Annotated in this window: 20 protein-coding genes and 1 pseudogene; 10 read left to right on the top strand and 11 right to left on the bottom strand. The window is 60.4% G+C overall.

All coding sequences use genetic code 11. The annotated features are described in order from the left end of the window. The first annotated feature begins 29 nt into the window (after window positions 1-29). Window positions 30-2,378, top strand: coding sequence for a PocR ligand-binding domain-containing protein (locus IPI01_03725; protein MBK7256921.1), 2,349 nt, complete (start codon window positions 30-32; stop codon window positions 2,376-2,378). 84 nt (window positions 2,379-2,462) lie between these two features. On the opposite strand, the gene IPI01_03730 is transcribed toward IPI01_03725, so the two are convergent. Beyond that, the gene (locus tag IPI01_03730; protein MBK7256922.1) at window positions 2,463-3,566 is read right to left on the bottom strand and encodes a D-alanine--D-alanine ligase; all 1,104 of its coding nucleotides are present in this window, start codon (window positions 3,564-3,566) and stop codon (window positions 2,463-2,465) included. A gap of 129 nt (window positions 3,567-3,695) precedes the next feature. Between IPI01_03730 and IPI01_03735 the strand changes: the two genes are divergently transcribed. Further along, the gene (locus IPI01_03735; protein ID MBK7256923.1) at window positions 3,696-4,562 is read left to right on the top strand and encodes a hypothetical protein; all 867 of its coding nucleotides are present in this window, start codon (window positions 3,696-3,698) and stop codon (window positions 4,560-4,562) included. A 20-nt stretch (window positions 4,563-4,582) separates the two neighbouring features. On the opposite strand, the gene IPI01_03740 is transcribed toward IPI01_03735, so the two are convergent. From IPI01_03740 to IPI01_03755, 4 genes are read right to left on the bottom strand one after another with little or no spacing between them, the layout of a single operon-like run. Then, window positions 4,583-6,211, bottom strand: coding sequence for an alpha-L-fucosidase (locus tag IPI01_03740; GenBank protein ID MBK7256924.1), 1,629 nt, complete (start codon window positions 6,209-6,211; stop codon window positions 4,583-4,585). Between the two features lie 26 nt (window positions 6,212-6,237). After that, window positions 6,238-6,678 carry an arsenate reductase ArsC gene (locus IPI01_03745; GenBank protein ID MBK7256925.1) on the bottom strand — a complete coding sequence of 147 codons (441 nt, stop codon included), beginning with the start codon at window positions 6,676-6,678 and terminating at the stop codon, window positions 6,238-6,240. A 16-nt stretch (window positions 6,679-6,694) separates the two neighbouring features. Further along, window positions 6,695-7,513 carry an arsenite methyltransferase gene (locus IPI01_03750; GenBank protein ID MBK7256926.1) on the bottom strand — a complete coding sequence of 273 codons (819 nt, stop codon included), beginning with the start codon at window positions 7,511-7,513 and terminating at the stop codon, window positions 6,695-6,697. A 57-nt stretch (window positions 7,514-7,570) separates the two neighbouring features. Then, window positions 7,571-7,891 carry a winged helix-turn-helix transcriptional regulator gene (locus IPI01_03755; protein MBK7256927.1) on the bottom strand — a complete coding sequence of 107 codons (321 nt, stop codon included), beginning with the start codon at window positions 7,889-7,891 and terminating at the stop codon, window positions 7,571-7,573. A gap of 205 nt (window positions 7,892-8,096) precedes the next feature. Here IPI01_03755 and IPI01_03760 point away from each other — a divergent pair, with 205 nt between their 5' ends. The 4 genes from IPI01_03760 (at window position 8,097) to IPI01_03775 (ending at window position 11,434) form a co-directional block, all read left to right on the top strand. Next, on the top strand, window positions 8,097-9,299 hold the full coding sequence (locus IPI01_03760) for a PAS domain-containing protein (protein ID MBK7256928.1): 1,203 nt from the start codon (window positions 8,097-8,099) through the stop codon (window positions 9,297-9,299). Next, window positions 9,296-10,726 carry a sigma-54-dependent Fis family transcriptional regulator gene (locus tag IPI01_03765; GenBank protein ID MBK7256929.1) on the top strand — a complete coding sequence of 477 codons (1,431 nt, stop codon included), beginning with the start codon at window positions 9,296-9,298 and terminating at the stop codon, window positions 10,724-10,726. The genes IPI01_03760 and IPI01_03765 overlap by 4 nt, the downstream gene beginning before the upstream one ends. Window positions 10,727-10,983: 257 nt before the next feature. Next, window positions 10,984-11,274: a hypothetical protein gene (locus IPI01_03770; GenBank protein MBK7256930.1), complete on the top strand. Its 291-nt coding sequence runs from the start codon at window positions 10,984-10,986 to the stop codon at window positions 11,272-11,274. Beyond that, a complete protein-coding gene (locus tag IPI01_03775) occupies window positions 11,216-11,434 on the top strand; it encodes a hypothetical protein (GenBank protein ID MBK7256931.1) in 219 nt (72 codons plus the stop codon). The genes IPI01_03770 and IPI01_03775 overlap by 59 nt, the downstream gene beginning before the upstream one ends. A gap of 96 nt (window positions 11,435-11,530) precedes the next feature. On the opposite strand, the gene IPI01_03780 is transcribed toward IPI01_03775, so the two are convergent. Both IPI01_03780 and IPI01_03785 read right to left on the bottom strand, forming a co-directional pair. Next, a complete protein-coding gene (locus IPI01_03780) occupies window positions 11,531-14,527 on the bottom strand; it encodes a DUF4982 domain-containing protein (protein ID MBK7256932.1) in 2,997 nt (998 codons plus the stop codon). Window positions 14,528-14,638: 111 nt separating this feature from the next. Then, entirely contained in the window at window positions 14,639-16,045 is a 1,407-nt protein-coding gene (locus IPI01_03785; GenBank protein MBK7256933.1) for a hypothetical protein, read from the bottom strand. 273 nt (window positions 16,046-16,318) lie between these two features. Between IPI01_03785 and IPI01_03790 the strand changes: the two genes are divergently transcribed. The 4 genes from IPI01_03790 (at window position 16,319) to IPI01_03805 (ending at window position 22,241) form a co-directional block, all read left to right on the top strand. After that, a complete protein-coding gene (locus IPI01_03790; protein MBK7256934.1) occupies window positions 16,319-19,252 on the top strand; it encodes a TonB-dependent receptor in 2,934 nt (977 codons plus the stop codon). A gap of 104 nt (window positions 19,253-19,356) precedes the next feature. Next, window positions 19,357-20,025 carry a hypothetical protein gene (locus IPI01_03795; GenBank protein ID MBK7256935.1) on the top strand — a complete coding sequence of 223 codons (669 nt, stop codon included), beginning with the start codon at window positions 19,357-19,359 and terminating at the stop codon, window positions 20,023-20,025. A 46-nt stretch (window positions 20,026-20,071) separates the two neighbouring features. Beyond that, window positions 20,072-20,473, top strand: coding sequence for a hypothetical protein (locus IPI01_03800; GenBank protein MBK7256936.1), 402 nt, complete (start codon window positions 20,072-20,074; stop codon window positions 20,471-20,473). Between the two features lie 7 nt (window positions 20,474-20,480). Continuing rightward, window positions 20,481-22,241: a M6 family metalloprotease domain-containing protein gene (locus tag IPI01_03805; GenBank protein MBK7256937.1), complete on the top strand. Its 1,761-nt coding sequence runs from the start codon at window positions 20,481-20,483 to the stop codon at window positions 22,239-22,241. A gap of 59 nt (window positions 22,242-22,300) precedes the next feature. Here the strand turns inward: IPI01_03805 and IPI01_03810 are convergent, their stop codons facing one another. The 4 genes and pseudogenes from IPI01_03810 to IPI01_03825 all read right to left on the bottom strand — a co-directional run bounded on the left by IPI01_03810 (window position 22,301) and on the right by IPI01_03825 (window position 26,790). Continuing rightward, the gene (locus IPI01_03810) at window positions 22,301-22,627 is read right to left on the bottom strand and encodes a hypothetical protein (protein MBK7256938.1); all 327 of its coding nucleotides are present in this window, start codon (window positions 22,625-22,627) and stop codon (window positions 22,301-22,303) included. Window positions 22,628-22,640: 13 nt separating this feature from the next. Further along, window positions 22,641-24,002, bottom strand: coding sequence for a DUF1446 domain-containing protein (locus IPI01_03815; protein ID MBK7256939.1), 1,362 nt, complete (start codon window positions 24,000-24,002; stop codon window positions 22,641-22,643). Between the two features lie 7 nt (window positions 24,003-24,009). Beyond that, window positions 24,010-25,426 (bottom strand): annotated as a pseudogene (locus IPI01_03820) (acyl-CoA carboxylase subunit beta). A gap of 233 nt (window positions 25,427-25,659) precedes the next feature. After that, window positions 25,660-26,790 (bottom strand): acyl-CoA dehydrogenase family protein, encoded by a 1,131-nt coding sequence (locus IPI01_03825; protein ID MBK7256940.1) that lies wholly within the window; start codon window positions 26,788-26,790, stop codon window positions 25,660-25,662. Window positions 26,791-26,797: the final 7 nt, after the last annotated feature.

Below are 26,797 nucleotides of genomic sequence, written 5' to 3' on the forward strand. Positions count from 1 at the left end.
AGAATGTTGATCTGCAGACGCGAGGTATCATGAGCGTGAACCAGGAACGTTCCATCCTGCTGGTCGAGGACGAGGCGATCATCGCACTGACGGAAGCAACGGCACTCCGGGGTTTCGGGTACTCCGTTCGTGTCGTGCACTCGGGTGAAGAGGCGGTCCGCGTCGCGCTCGGGAATGCGCGGGTCGACCTGATCCTTATGGATATCGATCTGGGGAGGGGGATCAGCGGCCCGGATGCGGCGGCCCGGATCCTCGCGGAGAGGAATGTGCCTATTGTGTTCCTGACCTCCCACCAGGAGGAGGATATGGTGGCGAAGGTCCGGGGGATCACCCGGTATGGCTACGTGATCAAGGATTCGGGGGATTTCGTGTTGCGGTCATCGATCGAGATGGCGATCGAGTTGTTCCATGCCCATCAGTGCCTCACGACCGAGCTCGCCGAACGGACGCGCGTTCAGACGGAGCTCTCCACCTCGCAGCAGATCACCGAGGACATCATCAACGCGATCCCGGCGCGGGTGTTCTGGAAGAGCAGGGACCTTGTCTACCTGGGCTGCAATACGGTCTTTGCCCGTGATGCCGGGTTCACTTCCCCCGGGGAGATCATCGGGAAGGATGATTTTGCCATGGGGTGGCGCGACCAGGCGGAGCTCTATCGGGCCGACGACCGCCATGTGATCGAAAGCGGTCAACCGAAACTTCTGATCGAAGAGCCCCAGACCACCCCTGAGGGGGCGACCATGACCCTGCTCACCAGCAAGATCCCTTTGCGGCGGGGCGATGGAGAGGTGATCGGGATCCTCGGGATCTATCTTGATATCACCGCCCGTAAGAGAGCCGAGGAAGAGGTCCAGATGCTCTCGCACCTGACCGACGACCACCCCGATCCGGTCATGCGGATCTGGGAGGATGGAACCATCTTCTATGCGAACAGGGCCAGCGATCCGGTCCTGGCTGCCTGGAAGTGCACGCGGGTGCAGCGGATCCCGCTGGAATGGCAGGAGGTTGTCACCGCTGCGGTCCAGCGCCGCGCCTCCACACGGAGAGAGATGCTGAGCGATGTGCGGCAGTATTCTCTGCTGGTGATCCCGGTGAAGGACTGTTCGTGGGTCAGCGTGTACGGACGGGATATCACGGAGAACAAACGGAGCAGGGAAGTGATCGAACGACGTATCCATGCTTTGACCCAGCCCGGCGAGCAAGGCGACGTCACGTTCGAAGACCTGTTCGACCGCGAGGAGATCCAGCGCATTCAGGACGAGTTCTCCGATGCCACGGGGGTCGCATCCATCATTACGCATGTCGATGGGACGCCACTGACTGCGCCCAGCAATTTCACCTCTCTGTGCAGTGATATCATCCGGAAGACGGAGCGGGGCTGCGTGAACTGCTTCCGGTCGGATGCGGCCATCGGCCGGTATCATCCGGCGGGGCCCGTGGTGCAGCAATGCCTGAGCGGTGGGTTATGGGATGCGGGCGCGAGCATCACGGTCGGCAACCGGCATATCGCGAATTGGTTGATCGGTCAGGTGCGCGATGAGACCCAATCGGACGAAGTGATGTGCGCGTATGCGCGCGAGATCGGCGCGGACGAGGATCTGTTCATCGAGGCGTTTCGCCAGGTCCCTGCCATGACGCGCGCGCAGTTCGAACGGATCGCGACGATGCTCTTTTCGATGGCAGGGCAGTTGTCCCGTGCTGCCTACCAGAATATCCAGCAGGCCAGGTTGATCACGGAGCAGGAACGGGCGCAGGACAGGATCACCCATCTCCTTCAGGAAAAGGAGTTGCTGCTCAAAGAAGTACATCACCGCATCAAGAACAATATGAACACGGTCATGAGCCTGCTGTCGCTGCAGGCGCGGAGCATGAATGACCCTGCGCTCGCCGGGGCACTCGGTGATGCCCGGCGTCGCATCCAGAGTATGATGCTGCTGTATGAGAAGCTGTACCGTTCCGAAGGATTCCGGGATCTCCCTGTCGCTGCGTATCTTCAGGCCCTCATCAGGGATATCCTGGCGGGTTTCCCGAACAAGGATGTGGTGCAACTGGAGGTGGACATTCAGGACTTCCCGATGGAGACGAGGCAGCTCTCGGCGGTCGGGCTCATTGTCAATGAACTGCTGACGAATGCGATGAAGTACGCGTTCGCCGGGCGGGAGGGGGGGATGATCCGCATAGCGGCGACCGTGCAGGGGAAACGGGCCCGGGTCGAGGTCCGTGACGATGGTGTCGGGATCCCCCCGGGGTTCGAACTGCAATCGTCTCCCGGGTTCGGCCTGAAACTTGTCGATATGCTCACCCAGCAGATCGAGGGAACGCTCCGCATCGAACGGGAGGGCGGGACGGCGTTCATCCTGGAGTGCGACGCCGGATGAATCGCGAACGGATCACCGGCCTCTTCCGGTTGTTCCGCCCTGAATTGCCGTGTTGATCATTCTCCGGGTGGCCATCGCCTGAACTCAGGTGCCCACCGCTTTCCATGGTGCGGGTCCGGTGGGGGGCGACGGTGGGATCTTGCGCGCCAGGGCATACTCCACGATGGTCCGGAGCGTCGTACCGAAGGTCATGCCTGCCTTCTCCGCGGATTCCATGAACGAGACCCCTTCGGTGAGGTCCGGATTGGGGTTGATCTCGAGGACCGATACCCGGTTCTTCCTGTCGAGACGGATATCCAACCGCGCATAATCGCGGCAGCCGGTCACCTGGAATGCACGAACGGCGATGTCCTCGACCCTCCGGAGGACACGCTGGCTGAGGCGCGCAGGACACACGGTGTGGATGCGGTGGTACTCCTCGTGCAGGGGATTCCATTTTGCGTCATAACTGATGATGCGCGGACTGTCCGGTGGCAACTCCGAGAAATCGAATTCGATGATCGGAAGGACGCGCGGGGGAGAGTTGCCGATGACGGCGACATGCAGTTCCTTGCCTTCGATGTACTCCTCGACCAGGATCGGCGGGGAGAACTCCGCGAAGATCCTCTCCAGCTGTCCCACCAATGACCCGTAATCATGGACCACCGAGTCCTTGCTGACCCCGGCGCTGGCGTCCTCGCGCGCAGGCTTGATCATGAGGGGGTAGTGCAGGCCATGCCTGCGGGGGATGGCGGGCTTGTGCAGGAGCCTGAATCTGGGTGTGGGGATACCGTGCGCCAGGAGGACCTGTTTGGCGAGGGCCTTGCGGTTGCAGAGCGCCAGGGCGAACGGGCCGGCACCGGTATACGGTATCTGAAACAGGTCGTACAGGCCCGCAACAGAGCCTTCCAGGCCCTGCCTGTCGTGGAAGGACTCGACAAGGTTGAAGACCACGTCCGGGTTCCGACGAAGGGCGTTCTGCAGGATACGGAGATCGTCCTTCACATTGACGACGCGCACCTGAAACCCCTCGTTCTCCAGGGCTTTGGCGATGTCGCTGATCTCATCCTGAACCGTGGCCACCGCGATGGGGTAGGAGGGGGTGAATCCCAGGCTGGCCGGATCAACGTTCTTCAGGGCTTCATATTCATCGCTTCCTACCTGGTTGAACAGGAGCAGGACATCGGGTCGTGGTCTTCGGGAGGGCATGCCGGGGTTCTCCTTCTCCAGATAATAAAGGGAGTTCGGGGGGCAAAGACAACACCTTCCGTTGCGTCCTGTGTGAAGATTACCTACCTTGCACCGAATAAACATCGATCACATACGGTGACTCTGTTCATGGGTATCACTCCCCAGCCGAACGTCTGGCAGTGCGGGCCATTCGCCCTGAAGCACGCACTCATCACTCTCGGCATCTTCGCTGATGAGGCAACGATCACCCGGATCGCCGGTACCAGCGTGGACAACGGCACGGACGAAAAGCAGCTCGCCCTGGCGGCGCGACACTACCACTGCGAGTTGCCCATGATCCGGCGGCATCGGCCCGAGAAAGCGCGCACCGAACTCCTTGGCTACCTCCGGCGCGGCATTCCGGCGCTCCTCTGTCTGTACAAGTGGAGTCACTGGGTGGCGATCGTGAAGGCGGAGCGCGGGCAGTTCATCGTGCTCGACAGTGAGGTCAAAGCGGTGTTGATGATCCTGTCCTGGGGCGAATTGAGAAACAGGTGGGTGTATCACCTGAAGGATGAATACGACCGCGATCACCGTGAGCCGGTCTTTGACCTGCATCCGGTGATCCCCCGCAAACGGGTACAGACCAAAGCACGGTTCTCGATCGCGCGTGCACGCTACCTGCGCAGGCCGGAACACCGGTCGCTCGCGCATCTGTGGGACCAATATCTCGTTGATCTCATGGCGATCGCCAAGCCCCGCACATCACTGAGTGTGCACGTCATTTCTCTGGGCGAGTTCTTCCGTCGGCATGACAAGATGATCCTGGACCAGGTTGACTACTGGCACGGAGAGATCGATCGCCCCATGGCGGCGAAGGTCCTGCAGGACCTCCACTTCGTGGCCGACACATACGGACTTGTGATCCACGAGGAGGACGAGAAGCGCGCCATAGCGGGTATCACTTCTCTTCTGACCCTCTGGGCTGCCGGGCGGTTCGGCAGTTCGGCGGTGTACGAGGACCCCGGCGCCTGATGCCGGGCACAGGGCTGGGACTACACGATCTTGAATGCCAGCGCTTCCGGCCGGGTCGCATCGCGCTCCGGGAGGGAGATCGTCAGTCCGTCGGTGCTCCGTTCGAAATGCAGTGTGCCACCCCCGAGCACCTCTACCCGACGGATCTGTTGAGGACGGAGAGCACATTCTGATCCCAGGCTCTTCACGGACACGGTGCCACGGTCCGGTCTCGCCAGGCAAATAGCGTAGAGCGCGTCGCCCTTCGTCGTGAAGCGGAAGTCCTGAGCGCCGAACGCTTCTCCCCCTTCATTGAATCCCTGATCCTTGATGGGCTTCGCCTTCTCCATCGCTGGCCCCTCGCCGAACACGTTCCATGGGCGTGTACCGTAGATCGCCTCACCGTTCACCTTCATCCACGCGCCGACCGCTTCCACGATCGCCGATTCCTTGCTGTCGATCGTTCCGTCGCCGCGCACCGGGATGTTGAGAAGCAGAACGCCGTTCTTGCTGACGATGTCTGCCAGCCCATGGATGACCTCTGCGGGCGACTTGTACGTGTTCTCGTCCACGCGCCGTTGGTCGTAGTGCCAGCTGCCAATGCAGGTATCAGTCTGCCACACGAACGGCTCGATCTGATTGCTGCGGCCGCGCTCGATATCCCACACCATGCACTTCCGCTGTTCCTCGTTCAGGACCTTTCCGTTGAGCACTGCTTCAAGGCGTCCGTGCCGCTCGATGCTGCGGTTGTAGTGGTGCGCCGCGATCCTCAGACCCACATCGCTTATCGGCCACAGGGGCAGCGCCGTGTCGTCGAAGTAGACGAGGTCCGGTTCGTACTGATCGATAAGATCGATGGTCCGGTTGTAGAACTTGTCGCAGTAGGCCTTCCCGGGGACCGCCGCGCCATTGCCCCACTCCCACATTTTCCCGGTATCATTCCCTGTGCTCCGGGGATGGTCTTGCGCGTAGAGTTCCTGCGGATCATATCCTTCCCACCACGTTCCCTTGCCATCTTCCTTGCGCAGGGTCCCATCGTACCGGACCCCCTTGAGAGGCCCCTCGTTGTCGGAACCCTGCGCAGGCTCGTAGAAGAGATGGGCGTGCGCGGCATGAACGCTGACGCCGAACCGGAGGCCATGAGCCCGTGCAGCCTTCGCCCAACCGCCGATGAGGTCCTTGCGCGGGCCGAGGTTGACGGAATTCCAGGGTTGGTGCGCACTGTTGTAGTTGTCGAAATTGTCGTGATGGTTCGCCATGGCCACAAAGAAGCGTGCACCGGCGTTCTTGTACATCCCGACGAGGTGGTCCGGGTCCCAGCGCTCCGCTTTCCATTGGTGGATGACGTCCTTGAACCCCACCTTCGACGGATGTCCATAGTGTGCGCAGTGATACTTGTACACACGGCTCCCTTCTTCATACATGCCGCGCGCGTACCAATCGCCAGCTCCGGGCTGGCACTGGGCTCCCCAGTGCGCCCAGATCCCGAACTTTGCGTCCTGATACCATGCCGGGGTCGCGAATTGCCTGAGCGACTCCCGCCCATGTCGGGTCGAAGTGCAGACCCGCGGTGGGATCGAGCAAGCGGGTGAACCCCGGCAGACTCCCGGCTGATGTGCGGCTGCTGAGGAGCGCAGCCGGGACGCCGGCGGCAAGCGTTCTGAGAACATCTCTGCGTTTCATGGCCGGGCAGACCCTATTCCTTTTCGACAACGGTTGTTTCCACGAATCGCTTCACGGCAGCCTTGATCAGATCGCGGACCTGGCGGGAGCGGTCCAGGCGTTCTTCGCGACTGCCGGTGAAGGACGAGGGGTCGGGAAAGTCCCAGTGGATGCGCTCTCCCTTGCCGGGAAATACCGGGCACTTCTCCGCCGCGGTCTCGTCGCAGACCGTGATGACGTACGTGAACTGTCTGCCGCTGCTCAGGAATTGCGAGACACCCTTGGGGATGTTCCGGGAGATGTCGATGCCATCCTCCCGCATCACCTCAACGACGAGGGGGTTGAGGACACCCGGTTCGAGGCCTGCGCTCTCGCCGCGGAACTTCTCCTCGCCGAAGTGGTTCAGATATGCCTCCGCCATCTGACTCCGGGCGCTGTTGTGAATGCACACGAAGAGTACGCTCGCTCGGTACATGGGTCGGTTCCTTCGCTTATCGTGCCGGCTTCTCTGCGAACACCGTGACGCTGAAGATGCCTATCGTGTTGTCCCTGAGTTCCTGCAGTTGTCCTGGTGTAAGATACTTATTCAGTATCTCTTCCGGAACATCAATTTTGCGTTCCTTCTGAATGGTCACCTGTGCGAACCCTGCATCTGCGATCACCCGCAGATACTCCTCCTTTTGCACGGCTCCTGCGATGCAGCCTGCATACAGCGCCGCATCATGGCGTGCCGACTCGGGGAGTTCGCCCTTGAGGACGATATCGGAGATGCTGAAATGTCCGCCGGGTTTGAGGATCCGGTAGGTCTCGGAGAATGCCTTGACCTTGTCGGGAACGAGGTTCATGACGCAATTGCTGACAACGACATCGGCGGTATCGTTCTCGACCGGCATCTGCTCGATGTCGCCGAGTCGGAACTCGACGTTGGTGTATCCCAGTTTCGTTGCGTTCGCGCGGGCGCGGGCGATCATTTCATCGGTCATGTCGATCCCGATGACACGGCCCTCTGCCCCCGTCACGGAACGGGCGATGAAGCAGTCATTGCCTGCTCCGGAGCCCAGGTCGACGACCGTATCGCCTTTCTTGATCTGCGCGAATTCCGTCGGCAGCCCACAGCCCAGCGCCAGATCGGCCTCCGGTGCATATCCGGCCAGTTTCGAATAGTCCTCGGCCATCACGGTGAATTCCACCGGCGCGGAACAGCCACACGTGCTGCCGCAACACGACGACTGGTTCTGTTCCTTCGATTGTCCGGCGATGGCGCCGTACTTCTGGCGCACCATGTCTTTGATCTCCTGGTTCGATTCCATCACGCTTCTCCTTCTGCATGTTATCGGTATATTGCGATGAGTCAGGGCAAAAAAAAGTCAGCAGCATTTCCGGATGTTGGTCAGGAACTCTGCAAGCAGATGACGGGCTTCATCCCACGCAGCCTTGTCGATGCAGTAGCAGACGCGTGGTCCCTCGGTCTCGCCCTTCACGAGGCCAACACGTTTCAACTCCGCGAGGTGCTGGGAGACGGTCGACTGGGAGAGGGGAAGCTGATCCACGATGTCGCCGCAGATACATGCGTCCTGCCGGGCAAGGAATTCCAGGATCGCGATCCTCGCGGGATGCGCCAGTGCCTTGGCGAGATCGGCGATCCGGTTCTCACGGGCGCCGAAGGATGATGTCTTGGAGAGTCCCATAGTTCTTATATCGTAATGATACGATAAAGGTTGCACGCACGCAAGCAGTATCTTTCCTCATGCATGGTTCCTCCCACTACGCCGCGTCCGCGCTTGAAGGATGGACATGGCATGCAGCCCCGTGCCGAACCCTGTCCCTTCCCTCCGTGTTCTATAGGTGGGATACGCCATTTTTATCGCTCATTCAGCAGAAAGAACGCTGTTCGTGGAAGAACGCTACGCGAAGCTCATCGATTTTCTTACAGATTATATCTATACCGTCAAGATACGCGACGGCGTGGTGGTGGACACCTATCACGGGCCGGGATGCGTATCGATCACAGGGTACACCTCGGAAGACTACAAGGCCGATCCGAACCTCTGGTATCGGATGGTGCCGCGCGCCGACCGCGAGAAGGTCCTCGAGCAGGCGCGGTGTGCTCTGGCAGGAGAGCGTGTCAACCCGCTCGAGCACCGCATTGTTCACCGGGACGGATCCACGCGCTGGATCCGCAACACGATCGTCGTGACCACGGACGGCTCCGGTATGCCGGTGGCCTATGACGGACTCATCAATGACATCACAAGCAAGAAGAAGGCTGAAGCCGAAGAAGCCATCCGCCAGCAGCAACTCGTGCAGGCGGACAAGATGGTCTCGCTCGGTATCCTGGTCTCCGGCATCGCGCACGAGATCAACAATCCCAATAACTTCATTCTGCTCAACGCCCGGCTCTTCGCACGTGTCTGGGCGGACGTGTTGCCGATCCTCGACGAATACCAGGCGAACAACGGCGACTTCAGTGTGGCTGGTATGCCCTACAGCGGCGCACGCGACAAGCTGGTGCAATCGCTGCACAACATCGTTCAGGGATCGGAGCGTATCCAGAATATCACGAGGAATCTGACGGAGTATGCCCGGCGCGACGGAGGCTCGCGGACCGAGTCCGTGGATATGAACAAGATCGTGGCGATGGCTGTTACCATGACCGATCCGCTCATCCAACGGTCCACAACGAACGTTCGCATCGATTATGCGCCGTCGCTTCCCTTGACCACCGGGAACGCGCAGCAATTGGAACAGGTCGTCATCAATCTGATCACCAACGCGTGCCAGTCGCTCGCCGATACGTCGGGCGAGATCAGGATCAAAACCTACAGCTCCCGGGAGACGGGCGAAGTGGGGGTCGTGGTGAAAGACTCCGGCAGCGGCATCAAGGAGTCCGACCTGAAGCATATCATGGACCCATTCTTCACCACCAAGCGTGACAAAGGGGGGACGGGGTTGGGACTCTCGGTCTCGTACAACATCGTGAAAAGTCATGGCGGATCGCTCGTGCTCACGAGCGAACCCAACCGTGGGACCAAGGCCAAGGTCGCGTTGCCGGTCGTGCCGCCACCCGCGCCTGCACGCGAGCAGGTGGCCCGATGAAGACCACCCTGTATCCCCCCGACCCCATCCTCTTTGTCGATGACGAGGAGCAGTTCCTCCTGAGTCTTGAACTGACGATGTCATCGAACGGGCTCACCAACATCGAAACATGTAACGATAGCCGGAACGTGTTGGGTCTCCTGGCCGCACGGGTATATTCTCTCGTCGTCCTCGATATCAATATGCCCCATGTGTCCGGGAGGGAACTCCTGGCGCGGATCATGGAGACACATCCCGGGACGCAGGTCATCATCATCACCGCGGTCAATGATGTGGAGAATGCGGTCGGGTGCATGAAGATGGGTGCGTACGATTATGTGCTCAAGCCGGCGGACGATACGAGGTTGGTGGCCGCGATCCGTCATGGACTCGAAGTGGGTCAGGTCCGGAGCGAGAACGAGATGCTGAAGCAGTCGCTCCTCCGCGACGACATCCAGCGTCCGGAGGTCTTCCGCCGCATCATCACCCATGCGCACAGCGTGCAGCATCTCTTCAAGTATATCGAAGCGGTCGCCGCGACGAACCTCCCCATCCTGATCACCGGGGAGACCGGTACAGGCAAGGAACTCTTTGCGGAGGCCGTGCATGCACTGAGCGGCCGGCAGGGGGCGCTGGTCACGGTGAACGCCGCGGGTGTGGATGACACGATGTTCTCGGACACGCTCTTCGGACACCGCAAAGGGGCATTCACCGGTGCCGACACCGAACGGAAGGGATTGATCGAGCAGGCGGAGAATGGCACACTCTTCCTCGATGAGATCGGGGACCTGAGTCTCGAATCGCAGGTGAAGTTGTTGCGGCTGCTCCAGGATGGCCAGTACTATCCGCTCGGTTCCGATGTGGCCCGGCTCTCCAATGCACGGATCGTGGTCGCAACGCACCGCGACATCCATACGATGCAGGCAAGCGAGCGATTCCGGCGGGACCTGTACTACCGGCTGAAATCCCATCACATCGCCATTCCGCCACTGCGGGAGCGCGCGGGAGATATCCCGTATCTGGTGAACCACTTTGTCGCCACGGCGTCGCGTGAGCTCAAGAAAAAGCCGCCCACCGTTCCGAAAGAACTCTACACGTTGCTGGGCACCTACCACTTCCCGGGCAACGTGAGAGAGTTGCAGGGCTTGATCGTGGAAGCGGTAAGCCTCCACGGGTCCGGGATCCTTTCGCTCGAATCGATCCGCAAGCAGATCGACCCGGCGGTGCATGACCCCGGACCGGTTGATGCGTTCGTGCATGCGGAGGGCGACGAGCACCTTGTTGCATTCCCCGGGCGGTTGCCGACGCTACGGGAGGCGGAGGAGCGCGTCATACAGGAGGCATTGAAACGGGCGGACAACAATCAATCCATTGCCGCAACGCTCCTGGGGATGAGCAGGCGTGCATTGAATAATCGGTTGCGAAGAAAGGCTGCGCCTCCGGACTGAAGGTACCCGGACTCTCCCTGCCACATTTCTACGCGATGCCACGGGCGTGCGCCGGCGTCAACCGTAGCGAAGAGAGGCGGTTACGCTTCCGGGCACGTGCAGGTGTGACGTTCTGTGGCACCCCTCCGGGACCGGTGATCGCACACGGTCCGGCCTCTGAACGCCGAACACGCGCATTGTGAAGCATTTCACGTTCTGGCATCATTGTTGAACATGAAGAAGAAGCACAGTTCAACAATCGCTCAGATCGGGAGGGAATGATGAGTACGCGCATGCTTCGTGGATGTGTTCTTGTGATCATGGTGGTGTTCGCCGGCAGTGCCGCTCTGGCACAGGAGGGCGCGGCCGGATCGCAGTCACCGGAAGTGCGCTACGCCGGACAGTTCAACCGGCTGATGAAGAGCATGGATATCGATTCGCACATGGATATCCCCGGGATCGTGGAATCGACGATCTACAATCTTGTCCAGTGCAAGAGCGTGTTTCCGGATGCGGAGTACACCCGTTTCGTTCGCTGGCTGGATAAGACCGCAGCGGGCAAGTCCTGATGCGGCAATAGCGTACAAGGCGACGCTGGCAAGCATCTATCTCCGGTATGGTTCGCCGATCAACGATCCGTCGGCCTTCGATCCGAATGATCATGAGAAGGCGTTCAAGACCATCGCGGAGCAGCTGGCCGCGAAGCTTCTGGCGACGAACGTCGAGTGAATGGCCAGCCGTTGAGGGGATGAGGGTGCCACGGGAAGCAGAAGGTGCAGGGCCCGGACGCTATCGTCCGGGCCCTTGCCATGCGTGATGGGTTTGTCACTCCACAATGATCTCGTCAATGAACAGCCATGCTTTCCCTCCCGCGGCTTTGTGCCCTGGCGGACATGTGCCGATGTTCGTCGCGGTAATGCGCACGTAGCGGGCATTCCTGGGGGTGATCTTTGCCGAGAACGTCCGGGTCATGGCACCCTCTTTCCCCGCGGGCACGTCGTGCAGAACGGTCGCAACGGTGGTGAACGTCGTGCCATCCATAGAGAGCTCATACGTGACCTTCGTCGGGAAGAAGATCCACGGATCGATGTCCTGCAGATAGTGTGACCCGATGCTGGTGATCTTCGTCCTCTCCCCCAGAGCGATCGTCGCGATGAGATCCGTGCTCTCGCGCCCCTGCCACATCCCATCTTTGTATTCGTTGGACCCGAGCCTTCCATCGATCAATCCCTCAGGCCCCTGACCGGGAAACCGGCTGTCGATCGGTGTGCCATAGTCGATCTTCTTCCCGACGCCGTGGTGTTGGATGACGTCCGGTGTGTACGGGGGGACCGATGGACGGAGAGGCGCCGATTCAAGCCGGACCCTTGCATCGGCGGGTTGAAGGCCATCCGCCGTGGCGTGGACCGTCAGGGTTCCTTCCGTTGTTCCGGTTTGCACGATCACCTGGCATTTGCCGCTGAACAAGCGGCGCTGATATGCTCCCGTCACCATCTTGTCCGGTTCGTGGCTGCTCGGGTCGCCGTTCCCCACACCGATGATCCGGCCTGATCCGGAGACATCGAACCGGATGAGATCGCCCGCATCTGCCACTTCGCGGCCCTGTGCATCCACTGCCGTGACGTTCACGATGCACACATCCTCACCATCCGCGTGAAGGGATGAACGATCGGGCGTCAGAACGATGCGGGCGGGTACTCCGGTCGTTTCCACCTTCGTGGTGATCGCTCTTCCATTCCGGACACCCCGTGCCTCCAACGTGCCCGCGGAGTACGGCACCTGCCATTCGAGATGGGAGTTCTTCTCCATCTTCTTCACGCCCAGGCTCTTCCCGTTCAGGAACAACTCCACGGTGTCGCAGTTGCTCTGGCACCACACATCAATGACCTTCCCTTCCTGTCCCCGCCAGTTCCAATGGGGATAGAGATGCAGGACGTCCTTGTCCGACCACCATGCCTGGTAATAATAGAAATTGTTCTTGGGGAAGCCGCACACATCCATGATGCCGAAGTGCGAGTTGATGTTCGGCCAGGTGTACGGTGTGGGCTCGCCACGGTAGTCGAATCCGGTCCATACGAACGCACCGGCAAGCCACTCGCGTTCATCGAAGAACTTCCACCAGGACTCCGCCAGCGCTCCCCACGGGACGCGGTTCTTGTCGTAATCGCTCACATAGCCACGGACAGTATCGTTCGCATAGATCCCCCGCGTGCTCACGGTGCTTGCCTCCTCGCTGCCGAGGAGGATCTGATCCGGGTGGTCCTTGCGATACAGGTCGATGTCGCTGATGTTCATATAATTGAAGCCCCGCACCGGGGCCACGCTGTTGATCCCCTCGAACTTGTTTCCGTTGTTTGCGGCGTACGTCCAGAGCCGGGAAGGGTCGAGTTGCTTCAGGCGTGCGGCCAGCGCCTGTGCAATGCGCCTGCCGACGTCCGTGTTGTGGATACGATACTCCTCATTCCCGATCGACCAGATGATGATCGAGGGATGGTTCCGGTCGCGCAGCACGAGCTTCTCGAACTGCTCCATCAGTTCGGGAGAACTGCCCATCAACCGGTTCTCATCCATCACCAGCATCCCGAGCCGGTCGCATGCTTCGAGCAATTCGGGTGTGGGCGGGTTGTGGCTGGAGCGGTACGCGTTGCATCCCATTTCCTTCAGGCGTTCGATGCGGTAATACTGCAGCCGGTCAGGGAGCGCCGACCCGACACCGGCGTGGTCCTGGTGGCAACACACGCCCTTCAGTTTGACGTGGACGCCGTTCAGGAAGAACCCCTTGTCCTTGTCGAACAAGATGGTGCGAATGCCGAACGTCGTCACGACGCTGTCCAGCGTCTTCCCCCCGCTGCTGAGGATGGACCGCACGGTGTAGAGGGTAGGGGATTCGAGTGACCAGAGTCGCGGGTTCGCAACCCGGACCGCCTGGGCAACCTTTTGTTCCAGCAGTGGGGACAATGACACGTTCTTTGTGACCGTGGTGGCAACGGCCCTACCATTCTCATCGAAGACCGTGGTAAGGAGATCGCACGCCGCTGTTGCGTCCGAGGTGTTGTAGAGCGCTGTTTCCACTGCGACGTCCGCGGAGCCTTTCCCGACCTCCGTCGTGACGAAGACGCCATACTGCGGAACATGGACCGCGCCATACTTGAGCATCCAGACATGGCGGTAGATGCCGGCGCCTTCATAGAACCATCCTTCGCCTTCGGTGGCATCCGCGCGGACCGTGACCACATTGCGCTGTCCGTAGCGCAGGTAGTCCGTGATGTCGAAACTGAATTCTTCATAGCCACTGAGGTTCGAGCCAATGTAATGTCCATTCACCCACACCCGGGAATCGCGGAACACGCCGTCGAACTTCAGGACGATCCGTCGCCCTTCATCGGATGCCGGCACGGAGAACGTGCGACGGTACCATCCGATCGATGTGCGCGGGAACTGGCGGCCGATCGGCTTGTAGCCGTGGCTCATGAGGTTCTCGTCCTTCACGTTCACTGGTTCCAGTTCCACTGCCCAGTCGTGCGGGAGGTCGAGGACGCGCCACGCGGTGTCATCGAATCCGGGATCTGCCGGCCCGAAGGAATCGCCTGCCTTGGCGAACGGCGCCCCGGAGCCGTAGCCGAAGTCATCCTCCTTTGATGCCGCGCTGCCGAGGGCGAACTTCCATTCCCTGTCAAAGAGGAGGCATTCCCGGACCGGTGATGTGGGTGTTCCCTGTGCCTCGATCCGGGCGCCGGGGCGGGCTCCTTCTGCGTGGGCCGCATTCAGGCCAGGGAACAGCAACGTGAGGATCGCGGTGAGAGCTGCGATAGATCTCGTCATGGTCAAACCTTTCTCAATACAGGAAACGGTGGCGGTGTGGTGGGATGACCAACGTTGGACAGCATTGGACAGGTGTAATGTATCACAAACTTTGCGAAAGGACAATCCCGGTCATGGCAGGGGGTGGGGGGGCGATGAAGGCCGGACGTTCCTGGACAGGAGAAGGAACTCTTGATGCTGATAGATCTGCCTCTTCAGGACGACGTTCGCCGGATCTTCCAACAACTGTTCACGGGTGAGTTCGGTCCTGGAGAATCGAGGATTTGACAGGAACGGATCCCATAGCATGACACATTCCTGGTGCTCTTCCAGCGACCTGGAATCCAGCCTCGCAAAATGAGAGCCGCCCCACGGTGGAACATCCAGGACATAGGCGGCGATGTAGTTGTTGCAGAGCAGCACCTGGTCCGGGTATTCAGATCTGAGTTCTCCGGTCAACGCGATCACGATCCGTTCTTCCCCGGACCATTGCCGGGGATGGGTGGCGATGACACAATTGAGGACGAGCGCGCCCGCGAGCAGTGGCGCCAGTGCCATGCGGAGGCGGGAATGGGGAAGTCTCTCGAGCGCCTCCGAGAGTCCGTAGGCAGACACGATCCCCAGGAAGGGCCCGGCCACGGCGACATAGCGCAGGTCGCCAATGCTCCCCGACCAATGGAACATCTCCGCCCCGGCGAGAGTGTTCACGATGATGCCGATCACCGGTACGGACAGGATCAGTCCGTACTCCGCCATCTTTTTTCCCAGGGCAAGGAAGACGACGCCGATCGCAAAGAACGTCACCTGGGCAACGCCGAAGATCGTATGCAGATTCTCGAGATAGAAGGTCAGGGATATCCCGTCGACGTATTTCCCCAGTCCCGAGAAGTGCGACCATTCTCTGAAGAACGTCATCACGTCGCCGGAGATGATCGTGGATGATCCGATCCAGATCACCGGCCCCAGCAGAAGGAGGGGGAGGATCCTCCACTGTCGCCTCATCAGGTAGATGGAGGACATCAGGACGGCAAAGGCATACATCTCGAACCGGAACAGGAACACGGTGGACGCGATCGCCAGGCACCATCCGGGTCTCTGTTTGAGGTGGAACCAATACGAGAGGCCGAGCAGGAGTGCGGCGGGGGCCTCCGCCAGACAGGCATACGAAATGTCGAAGAGGACGGGCTGGAGTCCGGTGAGAAGGACGACCCACTCCGGATGCCGGATGCCCTTCAGCACCGCGATCCTGTACGTGACCAGCAGAAGTACAAGAAAGAGCGCCAACCCGAAGAACATCGTCGCTGTATGGCCGAGTTGCGCCGGGAGTGCAAAAAGCCAGAGGAGTCCGGGCCGGTGCCACGTCTGCACCGTTACGGGAAGCACATCGAGGATGAACCGGCTGTAGAGATAGTGCGCGCATTCATCGATAGGATAGAATCCGTCGGACCGTAAGATAGAGAGAGTGCCGATGGTGCCGACGATGCCGAGGAACAGCAGGAGAGCGGGGTTGGTGAACCAGTGCCCGGTATGGTGCCGCACGAGAACCCCCGATCAGAAAGCACAGCGGATGACAGCGAGGAGCAAGCCTGTGATATTGATAGCGAAAGGGCGGGTCGGATGCAAGGGGTGGCCGCAGACAGGGAACGAGCGAGCAGTTGTATTTGTGATGATTATGCCGGACATTACTCTGTTGCCTCTTGAAAAGCCCACATGTGGTGGTATTCATGGTGGGGGGTCCCCGGTTGTTCCTCCTGACTCCGTGGCAGCGTGACATAGGTGAGGAGGAGTATCACGTTACAAGGATCGTCTGCGATGAGTGCTTTCCGGTTTCTGCGTGTGGTTCCCATTGTCCTCCTTTGGTGTGCTTTCCTTACCGCCCACGCGGAACCCTCGGTGACGTTGAGCGGCAACGTCAAGGATGCGAACTCGGGTGAGTCGCTCCCCGGGGCGAACATCCTTCTTGTCGGCACCGGCATGGGAGCGTCGACCGATGCGAACGGGCGCTACACCATCCGTGGGATCGCTCCGGGAGAATATCCGGTCAAGATCAGTTTCGTCGGCTACCAGACCCTCGAATCGAAGATCATCGTGGCTGCCGGGGCGACCGGTTCCTTGACCCGGGACTTCCGGCTCCTTCCTATCACTATTGAGGGCGAGACCATTGTCGTGACGGGACAGGCCGTCGGGCAGAACGCCGCCATCGCTCAACAGTTGGTGGCCCTTCCCGTCATGAATGTGGTGTCGGCGGCGAAGATCCTGGAATTGCCGGACATGACCGTTGCCGATGTCGTGGGCCGGCTTCCGGGTGTTGCCCTGATCAGGGTTGGTGGCGAGGGGAGCCAGGTGATCATCCGCGGGATGGCGCCGCAGTACAACCAGGTGACGATCGAAGGGGTTGAGCTTCCGAGCGACATCCCATCGAGCAACAACATCACCAGCGTTGATGCGGCATCGGGCACCCTCACGCGCCTCGGCGACCGGGCGGAGGACCTGAGCATGATCTCCTCGACCATGATCGGCGGGATCGAGGTGGTCAAGGCGATCACACCCGATATGGATGCAGCGCTGATCGGTGGGACGATCAACTTCACCCTGCGCCGGGCCGCACGGTCCACTGCGATGACGCCCCGCAACACATCGTGGATCCCTTCGCTGGAGCTTCGGACCGAAGGCGGGTACAACGGCCTGAAGAACACGCGGAACGATTACCGGGTCTCAGCATCGCTCGAGAACAGGTTCCTGGACGAATCGCTTGGCATCTTTCTGCTGGGTTCGATCGAACGGCGCAACCTGAGCGACAATACCATGACCGCCTCGCTTGCCCTGTACAACAAGGCCGCGGACTACAGCGGGCTTCCGGTGGTGAGCGGCATCGTGGTCAACGATAACTTCCGCACGCGCGAGCGGAAAGGGGTGACGGCCGTGCTGGATTACCAGCACGAGACCGGTGCGCTCGGTCTTATCAGCTTCTACAACGCCGGATTGACCCGCACGGTGAACAGGAATATCTCACTTCCCGGATCGAGCACGACGGCGTATCCTGGTGCCGGCTACAGCGAGAACACCATCAATGTGCTGAGCAACGTACTCACGGTGAAGCAGGATCTTCCGTGGTTCCACGCCGACCTGAAACTGTCCTATGGACGGTCGGAGAATCTGGATCCGCGGGCCCTGAGTTTCACGTTTCAGCAGCGCCAGGCGCTCGTGCGTCCGGCCGACTATCTGTACCTCGACCCGCAGGTCACCATGCGTGCGCTCACGCTGGACCCTTCCCGGGCGGGATATTCCGGGCTCTCCATGAAGTCGACCGCAACGCGGGAGCGGCTCCTGGCGGGGTACATCGATCTTCAGCGCGAGTTCACGATCACCGAGGGCATAAGCGGATCGATCAAGATCGGCGGCATGATCCAGCGGCGCGAGCACAGCTATGAGTATATGACGGGGACGGGTGCAGGCGATGTTCAGGCTCTGTTCAGAGCGCTGGCGGCCAACGGCACCGTGCCCCGGAGCCTCTCCGCGAGGGTCCTGACCGATCCTTCCTATGCCGTAGGAAAATTCCTGGATGGTGCATTCCCCGCACCCTATGCGGTGAACGTCGATCTGCTCAGAACGCTGGCACCCGAGGGGGGGAGCGGGATCACGCGTGATGCATTGTCTTCGACGCTGAACAACTACGACGGCTTCGAAACGAAGAGCGCCGGATACGCCATGGCGAACCTCTCGCTCGGAGATGACATCTCGGTCGTTCCCGGGGTGCGGTATCAGAACCTCACCACGAATTACTCCGGGTATCGGGGGATGGAAGTGTTCCGCGGAGTCCAGGGGAAAGATACCACGGTATCCGTACCGCATGGACTCTGGCTGCCAATGGTCCATGTGCGCTACCAGCCCACCGAATGGCTGCAGATGCGTGTGGCATACACGAACACGCTCGTGTATTCGGACTACAGCACCCTGTCGCCCAGGTATATGATCTCCCTCGCCGGGGTGATCACCTACAACAACTACGCCATCAAGCCGATGACCTCCGAGAATATTGATGTCGTCGTTGCGCTGCACAATAACGAGATCGGGCTGTTGTCGGTGAACGGGTTCCGCAAGACGATCAGCGGACTCGTGTTCTTCTCGTCCCGTTTTCTCAGCAATCTGAAGGAGTTCCCGGACCTCCCGCAGTACACGGGTCCGCTCTATCAGCTCAACACATACATCAACAGCACGATCCCCGTGGACCTCTACGGAGTCGAGACCGAATGGCAGACCAACTTCTGGTATCTTCCGGGGATCCTCTCGGGCCTTTCGCTGAACGTGAACTACACGCACATCTTCTCGGAAGCGAAGTATCCGAAGGCGATCATGCAGTGGCAATACGATGACGATGGCAATGCCACACGAATGATCGCGGACACATTCTACACGGCGCGACTTCTCAATCAGCCCAACGACATCGTGAATCTGATGTTGGGGTATGACCACGAGGGGTTCTCGGCACGCGTGTCGTTCCTGTTCCAGGACAATATCTTCCGCAATCCTGATTTCTGGCCCCAGCTCCGGACGATGTCGGCCCGGTACGGACGGTGGGATGTCTCGGTGAAGCAGGAACTGCCGTGGGTGGGGTTGCAGGTCTATGCGAACGTCAACAATCTCAATGCCGAGCACGACGTGACGAACAACACGAGCAGGTCGTTCCCGGTGGCGATCGACCAGTATGGCCTGTCCGCGATGGCCGGCGTACGCGTCCGGCTGTAACGGCTGCCCGCGTTGGCCTGTGGCAGGCAGTGCGGGACAGCATGGTGGGCGAGTGCTCATGAACACGTTTGTGGCAGTGTCTATCCATCAGAAAGTGAATTGCTATGTGCTATTCGGCAGGGGCGAGCTTTATCGGTGGAGCAGTGATCTCGGCGATCGGCGTGGCGACGGTGAAGGAGGTCAGAAAGCCATCGCAGATCGCGTTCGCAAGCATCCCCTTGTTTTTCGGACTGCAACAGATCACCGAGGGTTTCCTCTGGCTGGCGTTGACGGATCCAGCCTATGCGCACGTTGAGCGGGCCGGCACCTATGGGTTCCTCCTCATGGCGCGGATCGTCTGGCCAACGATGCTCCCCCTCTCGGTAGTGCTCATGGAGGAGGGGGGAGGCAACAGGCGACTGCAGTTCATACTGCTCGGCATGGGCCTCTCGGTGTCCGTGTACTATACCTACTGCCTTGCGTTCCTCAACGTCGTTCCGAATATTGCGGGGCATCATATTCAATACATCAGCGACTTCCCGGAATCGTTGGCCGTGCCGGTCTTCATCGTCTATTTCATCGCGGTGATCACGCCCCTCTTCATCGCGAAGAACAGAAGGACGCGCCTCCTTGGCGTGTTGATGTTCCTGTCGTGCCTGGTCACGGCGGTGCTGTTCTTCCAGTACCTCACGTCGGTGTGGTGTTTCTTTGCGGCGATCATCAGCGTTGTCGTCTATTGGATCCTGAAAGAACCGCACAGCGCCACTGGTCCTGTCCCGGTCCCGGGAAGCTGATCTGGAGAGCCATCCCTACCATGTCCTGTCTCACTGCATACTGATCATGATGCGCCTGCGCTCGGTCTCTCTCGTCGTTGTCGTTCTGCTCACCTCCTTCAGTGCCCGGAGTGCGTTTCTCCGGAATGTCCCCCAGACGCTGGTGCAGCCTGATGGATCGGTGGTCCATTGCTACGCGAGTGGCGATGAGTATACCCACTGGCTCCATGACGTCCGGAACTACACCATCGTGCAGGATCCCGCGACCGGCGATTTTGTGTATGCCGTCGTGCGCAAGGGCGTCCTGCTGCCGACGGTCTTTGTCGTGGGGAAGGCAGACCCTGAGGCGGCGGGATTGGTGCCCGGGGCTACCGTTCCTGCGTCCGTCATGGAGTCGCGGAGGCAAAGGGGTTCTTGCCAGGGCAGCATCTGGTGCGACGGCCTCGGGGATCAGCGGGACGCTCAATAACATTGTTGTGTTCATCCGCTTCGCCGACGAGCCGGCAGGGGTCTTTCCCGAGGCGTTGAGCACATACGAGGACCTGTTCAATTCCGGCCTTCCCGGGATGAACTCGCTGTTCCGATACTATAGAGAAGCAACCTACGGTCAGTTGCTAGTCCAATCCACGTTTTACCCGGCCACGAGTGGAAGCATCATTTCCTTCGTGGACGACCATCCGCGCAACTATTACAAGAAGTACAATGCGGTGACGAATCCGACGGGATACACCGCGGGCGAAGGATCCTGGTCGCGGGAACAGACCATGCTGGCGAAGGCGCTCCGTGCGGTCAGCGCGCAGATCCCGGCGGACCTCGACATTGACGCCAACAACGATGGCTATGTCGACAACGTCTGCTTCATTGCGTCCGGCGGGGCCGAAGGGTGGGCGGACCTTCTGTGGCCGCACATGACCTCCCTCACGATCGAGCAGATCGCGATCAACGGGAAGGTGGTCGGCAACTACAATTTCCAGCTCAGAAGTTCTCTGCTGGGGACAGGGAATCTGGTGTACGTGCTCGCGCATGAGCTGTTCCATTCGCTGGGAGCGCCGGACCTGTATCACTATAGCGGGGCAGGACCCGACCCCGTCGGCCCGTGGGATATCATGAACTACGGCAGCAACCCGCCCGCGCACATGAGCGCCTATATGAAATGGAAGTATGGTGGGTGGATCAGCTCCATTCCCACGATCACGGTCCCCGGGACGTACAGCCTGTCGCCTCTCGTCCTGTCGACCCGCAATTGCTACAAGATCCCTTCGCTGTATTCGAAGAAGGAATACTTTGTTGTGGAGTACCGGAAAGCAGAAGGGGCGTTTGAGCGGACATTGCCGGGATCCGGGCTCCTCGTGTACAGGGTCAATACGGAGAGGACCGGGAATGCAGATGGACCTCCGGACGAGCTGTACCTGTACCGGCCGGGAGGAACCCCGGGATCGACGGGGTCGCCCTCGATGGCGGGGATGAGTGCGGACGCGGGGCGGACAGCGCTTTCGGACAGCACGACGCCGTCGAGCTTTCTTACCGACGGTTCTCCGGGCGGGTTGATCCTCAGGGACGTCGGATACATCGGAGACTCGATCACCTTCAAGGTGGAATTCCCCCGGGTACCGATCATTTCGTTGAGCGCCCGGGCGATCTATTTCGATCCGATCGGTGACGAACGCGAGAGCATCGACACATCGGTTGTGGTGCGGAACACCGGTTACGGGATGGACTCCATTGCCACATCCGTCAGTCCGGGAGGAGTGCAAGCCGATTCTGCCATCGTCGTGCGTCCCTCCGCATTCGCTCTCGCGCCCGGAGATTCACAGAAGGTCACGATCACCGTGCGCCCCCGGCTGATCACCCCGGGATACTATTCTCCCGGCGTTCGGGTCGCATCGCGATTCGGGATCGACCCGAAGGTCTTCACGGTGATATTGGATTTCGAGAAGGTCGTTTCGGTCGCAGCGGTACGGGCCGGTATCCCGGCAGCATACTCGCTCGGTCAGAATTCCCCCAACCCCTTCAACCCTTCCACCACGATCACGTACGGTATCCCCGTGCGCGGCCTCGTGACGCTGGTCGTGTTCAACGCCCTGGGGCAACAGGTTGCGGTGTTGTACAATGGCCATCAGGAAGCGGGGTATCATACGGTGCAGTTCGATGCGCGCGGATTGTCGACGGGAGCCTACTTCTGCCGTATGCAAGCGGGATCATTCGTGGCGACGAAGAAGTTGTTGCTCCTTCAATAGGGACAACTGTTCCCGTGCCGGGTACGTCCACGGTGAGGATATCAGCGGCTCTCTGTTCTTCATTCTGGCATGGTCTCGATGTCCAGCTCCATCCGCAGCATCACGCTACTGAGCACCTTACCCTGAGCATCATTCTTCAGCGACGTTGTCCCGCCGCCACCCAGAGCTTGGTGCAAGAGGAAGTTCAGCGCCCCGATGTTCGGTAGTTCGAACCGTTCTACTTTCCCATGGCAGATCCCGGCGAAGTGCTCTGCGACCCTCTCCGCGGTCAGGACCTGTACGAGGAGTGGATAGTACTCGGGCTTCCTGGCGATCACACCGACGTTCGCGGTATCTCCCTTGTCCCCCGAGCGGGCATGGGCATAGCGTATCAGTTGGATCTTCATCATTCTCTTCCTTTTACAGGGTCTCGGTCTCGACGATCGGTGTGACGAGTGTTTTTCGGATCAGCGCGGGCCAGTAGGCGATCACCTCGCTCGGCCGGGGCCGTCCACCGGCGAAACCGGTGACCGACGGGGGGCCCGTCAGGACGAGTGGTGCGATCTCGCGGCCGAACCGTTCGACCGCATCTCTGTCTTTGCCCCGCACGCCGATCCTGAGCACGACTTCATTCGGATCAACGATCTCCGTGGATCGGGGCCCGAACGACGAGTCGTATCCAAGCAGCTCGCTCCGGATCTCCTCGAACGAGAGGCCGAGATCTGCAAGGCGGGTCCGGAGGATCCGGTCTGCCGCGCGTGCCTTGTCGATCGCATCGGGCCAGGCATAGGTGAGCATCCCGAAGGCTGTGTAGCCATCATGGTACGCCATGGAAACCTTGTAGAAATCTGTCGCAGGTGACCCCGCGATCCCCCACACGCGCACACGATCCGGACCCGCACTCTCAAGACGGATCGTCGTGAAGTCCGCGACGCAATCCGGCGTGATGTATGATGCCGGATTCCCCAACTCATAGACGAGTTGTTCTTTCACCGTCGCTTCCGAGACAAGGCCACCGGTTCCTGCATGCTTCGTGATGACAAAGGAGCCGTCCGGCGATGCCTCGGCGATCGGGAAGCCCACGTGAGCCAGATCCGGTACGGATCTCCAGTCGCCGAGGAAGTTCCCTCCGCTTGCCTGGGCTCCGCATTCAAGGATGTGCCCTGCAACCGTGCCCGCCGCGAGATGGTTGTAGTCGTCCAGCGCCCACCCGAATTCGTGGATCATCGGGGCAAGGGTCAGTCCGGTATCGGTGGTCCTTCCGGTGATCACGACCTGTGCTCCCTGGCGGAGTGCTTCGACGATGGGGGCTGCACCGAAGTAGACGTTCGCGCTGACAAGTTTCTCCCGGATCAAGGCAAGCGATGCACCGGTTTCCATGTTCGACAGGGGAGCAGAGGAGGCTGTCAGTGCGTCGATGTCCGCAAGAATGTCGTCGCCCCGCACGACGGCGATGCGCAGTCCGTGGATGCCTTTCCGTCGCGCCAACGCGAAGATCGCGTCACGGCATGCTATCGGATTGACACCCCCGCCGTTCGTGATGACACGGATCCCGCGCGTCATGATATCGGGAAGGATCTCGCCCATGAGCGGCACGAGATCCCGGGCATAGCCGAGGGCCGGGTCCTTCAGCTTCTGTTTCTGAAGGATGGACATGGTCACTTCGGCAAGGTAGTCCATCACGAGATAGTCGATCGGCCCCTTCCTGACCTGGTCGATCGGTGCACGCGGGAGGTCCCCCCAGAATCCCTGTCCGCTGGCGATGCGAATGGATGATTTCATACGGTGATCATACCTGAATGACACCCGGATTGAACTGCGGTATGTCCGGATTGTGCGCAGCAAGAGTGATCCCACGGTCGATGATCGTTCGTGTGGCGACGGGGTCGATGATGTCGTCGATCCAGAGGCGTGAAGCAGCGAAGAGCGGATCGAGTTCTGTTTCGTAACGCTGGCGGACCTCAGCCAGCATGGCCTCACGCTCTCCGGCGGAGATCTGTCCTCCCGAGCGGTGCGCGGCGCCGAGTTTGATCGCAAGGAGGGTCTCGCTGGCCTGTCGTCCGCCCATCACCGCGATCTGCGCTGAGGGCCACGCCATGATCAGGCGCGGGTCATATGCCTTACCGCACATGGCATAGTTGCCGGCGCCGTAGCTGTTCCCGGTGATGAAAGTGAATTTCGGCACCACCGAGTTCGCAACGGCGTTCACCATCTTTGCCCCGTCCTTGATGATCCCGCCGTGCTCGGCCCTGCTGCCGACCATGAATCCCGTCACATCCTGGAAGAAGACGAGCGGGATGTGTTTCTGATTGCAATTCATGATGAACCGGGCCGCTTTGTCGGCGCTGTCGCTGTAGATGACCCCGCCAACCTGCATCTCACCCTTCGCGGTCCGCACGACTGAACGTTGATTCGCGACTATCCCGACGGCCCAGCCGGCGATCCGTGCATACCCGGTGATGAGCGTCTTCCCATATCCCGCCTTGTATTCATCCAGTTCGCTCCCGTCGATGATCCGTGCAAGCATCTGGTAGGTATCGAAGGGTTTCGCCCGGTCGGCGGGGATGATCCCGTAGAGTTCTTCGGCATCATAGTTCGGTGCTACCGCCTCCGTCCTGTCGAACGGGAGCCGGGGACGTGGGCCCGTCTTCGCGATCATGCTCCGTATGAGCATGAGGCATTCATCGTCGTTCTTCACCCGGTAATCCGCCACGCCGCTGACGTCCGTCTGTACGGCCGCGCCACCGAGGGACTCGTTGTCGATCTCTTCCCCGATCGCCGCTTTCACCAGATGCGATCCGGCGAGGAAGACACTCCCCGTTCCTTCGACGATGATCGCCTCATCGCTCATGATCGGAAGGTAGGCGCCACCTGCTACACACGGTCCCATGATGGCCGCGATCTGCGGGATGCCCATGGAAGAGATGATGGCATTGTTCCGGAAGATCCGGCCGAAGTGCTCCTTGTCGGGGAAGAGTTCTGCCTGCAGGGGGAGAAAGACACCTGCAGAATCCACGAGATAAACGAGCGGGAGCCGGTTCTCCATGGCGATCTCCTGAGCCCGGAGGTTCTTCTTGCAGGTCATCGGGAACCATGCTCCCGCCTTCACCGTGGCATCGTTCGCCACGATCACCCTCCCTTCCCGCGATCTGTCCGACGACCACGACCGTTCCTGCCGACGGCGCGCCCCCGTATTCCTCATACATGCCATAGGCAGCGAAGAGTCCGATCTCGACGACCGGACTTCCCGGATCGACAAGGTGTTCGATGCGTTCGCGGGCCGTGAGCTTCTCTGCGTGGCGTGCGGCCCCATCTCCTCCCCTTTGCGCACACCGCCCTTTCCTGGGAGTTCGTTCAGGAGTGCGCGCATCGCGGCCTCGTTCCGCTGGAAGGCGGCATCTTTACCGACCGGAGAACCGATGAGGGACACGTTGCCTCCCTAGCGAAGGATGTGTTTGGCGATGATCATGCGTTGGACCTCCGATGTCCCTTCGCCGATGGTAAGGAGTTTCACGTCCCGGTAGAACTTCTCCACCGGGAAGTCCTTGATGAACCCGTACCCGCCATGGATCTGGACGGCCTCGTCAGCGGTCCGGCTGGCCATTTCGCTGGAGAAGAGCTTTGCCTGTGATGCGGCAAGCGTCACAGGTTCTTCCCGGGTGCGGAGGTCTGCTGCATGACGCGTGAGGAGGCGCGCAGCGGCGATCCCCGTCGCCATGTCGGCGAGCTTCCACTGGATCGCCTGATGTGCTGCAAGCGGTTTCCCGAACTGTTGCCGTTCCCGGGCGTACCGGGTGCTTGCCTCGAACGCCCCCTGCGCGAGTCCAACCGCCAGTGCAGCGATACCGATCCTGCCCCCGTCGAGAACCTCCATCGCCTGGGCGAACCCTTCGCCCTCGGCACCGATGAGGTTCTCCGCCGGGACGCGGACGTTTTCGAAGTTCAGCGTCGCGGTATCGCTGGAACGCATGCCGAGTTTGTTCTCGCTCTTCCCGCGCGAGAACCCCGGCATGGTGCTTTCCACGATGAACGCGGATATCCGGCTTCTGCCGCTGCTCCGTCCCGTTACGGCGAGGACAACGAACGTCGAGCCGACGGAGGCATGTGTGATAAAGGCTTTGGAACCGTTCAGCACCCACGACGATCCGTCGCTCGTTGCGGTTGTCCGCATGCCGGCCGAGTCGCTGCCGGAACCCGGCTCGGTGAGTCCCCATCCGCCAAGCTTCTTCCCTGAACAGAGGTCAGGGAGAAATCGCCGTTTCTGTTCTTCCGATGCAAAGCGGTTGATGTGGCCGAGGCACAGTCCGTTGTGGGCGCAGAGGGTCAGTCCTACCGATGGGTCGACCGCGGAGATCTCTTCGACAAGAACCGTGAACTCCAGTGGTGTAAGGCCGGCGCCCCCGTAAGAGCCGGGGGTCATTGCTCCGAGGAAGCCGAGTTCCGCGAGCGGTGGGATGAGTTCATGATGGAACTCATGTGCCTCATCGTATCTCATGACCAACGGACCGATCGTCCCACGTGCGAATTCCCTTGCAGTCTCCCGGAGCAATTCCAGGTTCCCTTCCTCCATCGCATCC

It is taken from the genome of Ignavibacteriota bacterium (assembly GCA_016707525.1).
In the GTDB taxonomy this organism is placed as follows: Bacteria; Bacteroidota; Ignavibacteria; order UBA10030; family UBA6906; genus JAGDMK01.

Excerpts from the sequence above, each read along its gene's own strand:
- IPI01_03800 (MBK7256936.1), top strand. The coding sequence starts at position 20,072 with ATGATGCGCCTGCGCTCGGTCTCTCTCGTCGTTGTCGTTCTGCTCACC.
- IPI01_03790 (MBK7256934.1), top strand. The coding sequence starts at position 16,319 with ATGAGTGCTTTCCGGTTTCTGCGTGTGGTTCCCATTGTCCTCCTTTGG.
- IPI01_03755 (MBK7256927.1), bottom strand. The coding sequence starts at position 7,891 with ATGGGACTCTCCAAGACATCATCCTTCGGCGCCCGTGAGAACCGGATC.
- IPI01_03725 (MBK7256921.1), top strand. The coding sequence starts at position 30 with ATGAGCGTGAACCAGGAACGTTCCATCCTGCTGGTCGAGGACGAGGCG.
- IPI01_03810 (MBK7256938.1), bottom strand. The coding sequence starts at position 22,627 with ATGAAGATCCAACTGATACGCTATGCCCATGCCCGCTCGGGGGACAAG.
- IPI01_03775 (MBK7256931.1), top strand. The coding sequence starts at position 11,216 with ATGCGGAGTACACCCGTTTCGTTCGCTGGCTGGATAAGACCGCAGCGG.
- IPI01_03795 (MBK7256935.1), top strand. The coding sequence starts at position 19,357 with ATGTGCTATTCGGCAGGGGCGAGCTTTATCGGTGGAGCAGTGATCTCG.
- IPI01_03815 (MBK7256939.1), bottom strand. The coding sequence starts at position 24,002 with ATGAAATCATCCATTCGCATCGCCAGCGGACAGGGATTCTGGGGGGAC.
- IPI01_03750 (MBK7256926.1), bottom strand. The coding sequence starts at position 7,513 with ATGGAATCGAACCAGGAGATCAAAGACATGGTGCGCCAGAAGTACGGC.
- IPI01_03745 (MBK7256925.1), bottom strand. The coding sequence starts at position 6,678 with ATGTACCGAGCGAGCGTACTCTTCGTGTGCATTCACAACAGCGCCCGG.
- IPI01_03735 (MBK7256923.1), top strand. The coding sequence starts at position 3,696 with ATGGGTATCACTCCCCAGCCGAACGTCTGGCAGTGCGGGCCATTCGCC.
- IPI01_03740 (MBK7256924.1), bottom strand. The coding sequence starts at position 6,211 with ATGTTCTCAGAACGCTTGCCGCCGGCGTCCCGGCTGCGCTCCTCAGCA.
- IPI01_03825 (MBK7256940.1), bottom strand. The coding sequence starts at position 26,790 with ATGGAGGAAGGGAACCTGGAATTGCTCCGGGAGACTGCAAGGGAATTC.
- IPI01_03730 (MBK7256922.1), bottom strand. The coding sequence starts at position 3,566 with ATGCCCTCCCGAAGACCACGACCCGATGTCCTGCTCCTGTTCAACCAG.
- IPI01_03765 (MBK7256929.1), top strand. The coding sequence starts at position 9,296 with ATGAAGACCACCCTGTATCCCCCCGACCCCATCCTCTTTGTCGATGAC.
- IPI01_03770 (MBK7256930.1), top strand. The coding sequence starts at position 10,984 with ATGATGAGTACGCGCATGCTTCGTGGATGTGTTCTTGTGATCATGGTG.
- IPI01_03780 (MBK7256932.1), bottom strand. The coding sequence starts at position 14,527 with ATGACGAGATCTATCGCAGCTCTCACCGCGATCCTCACGTTGCTGTTC.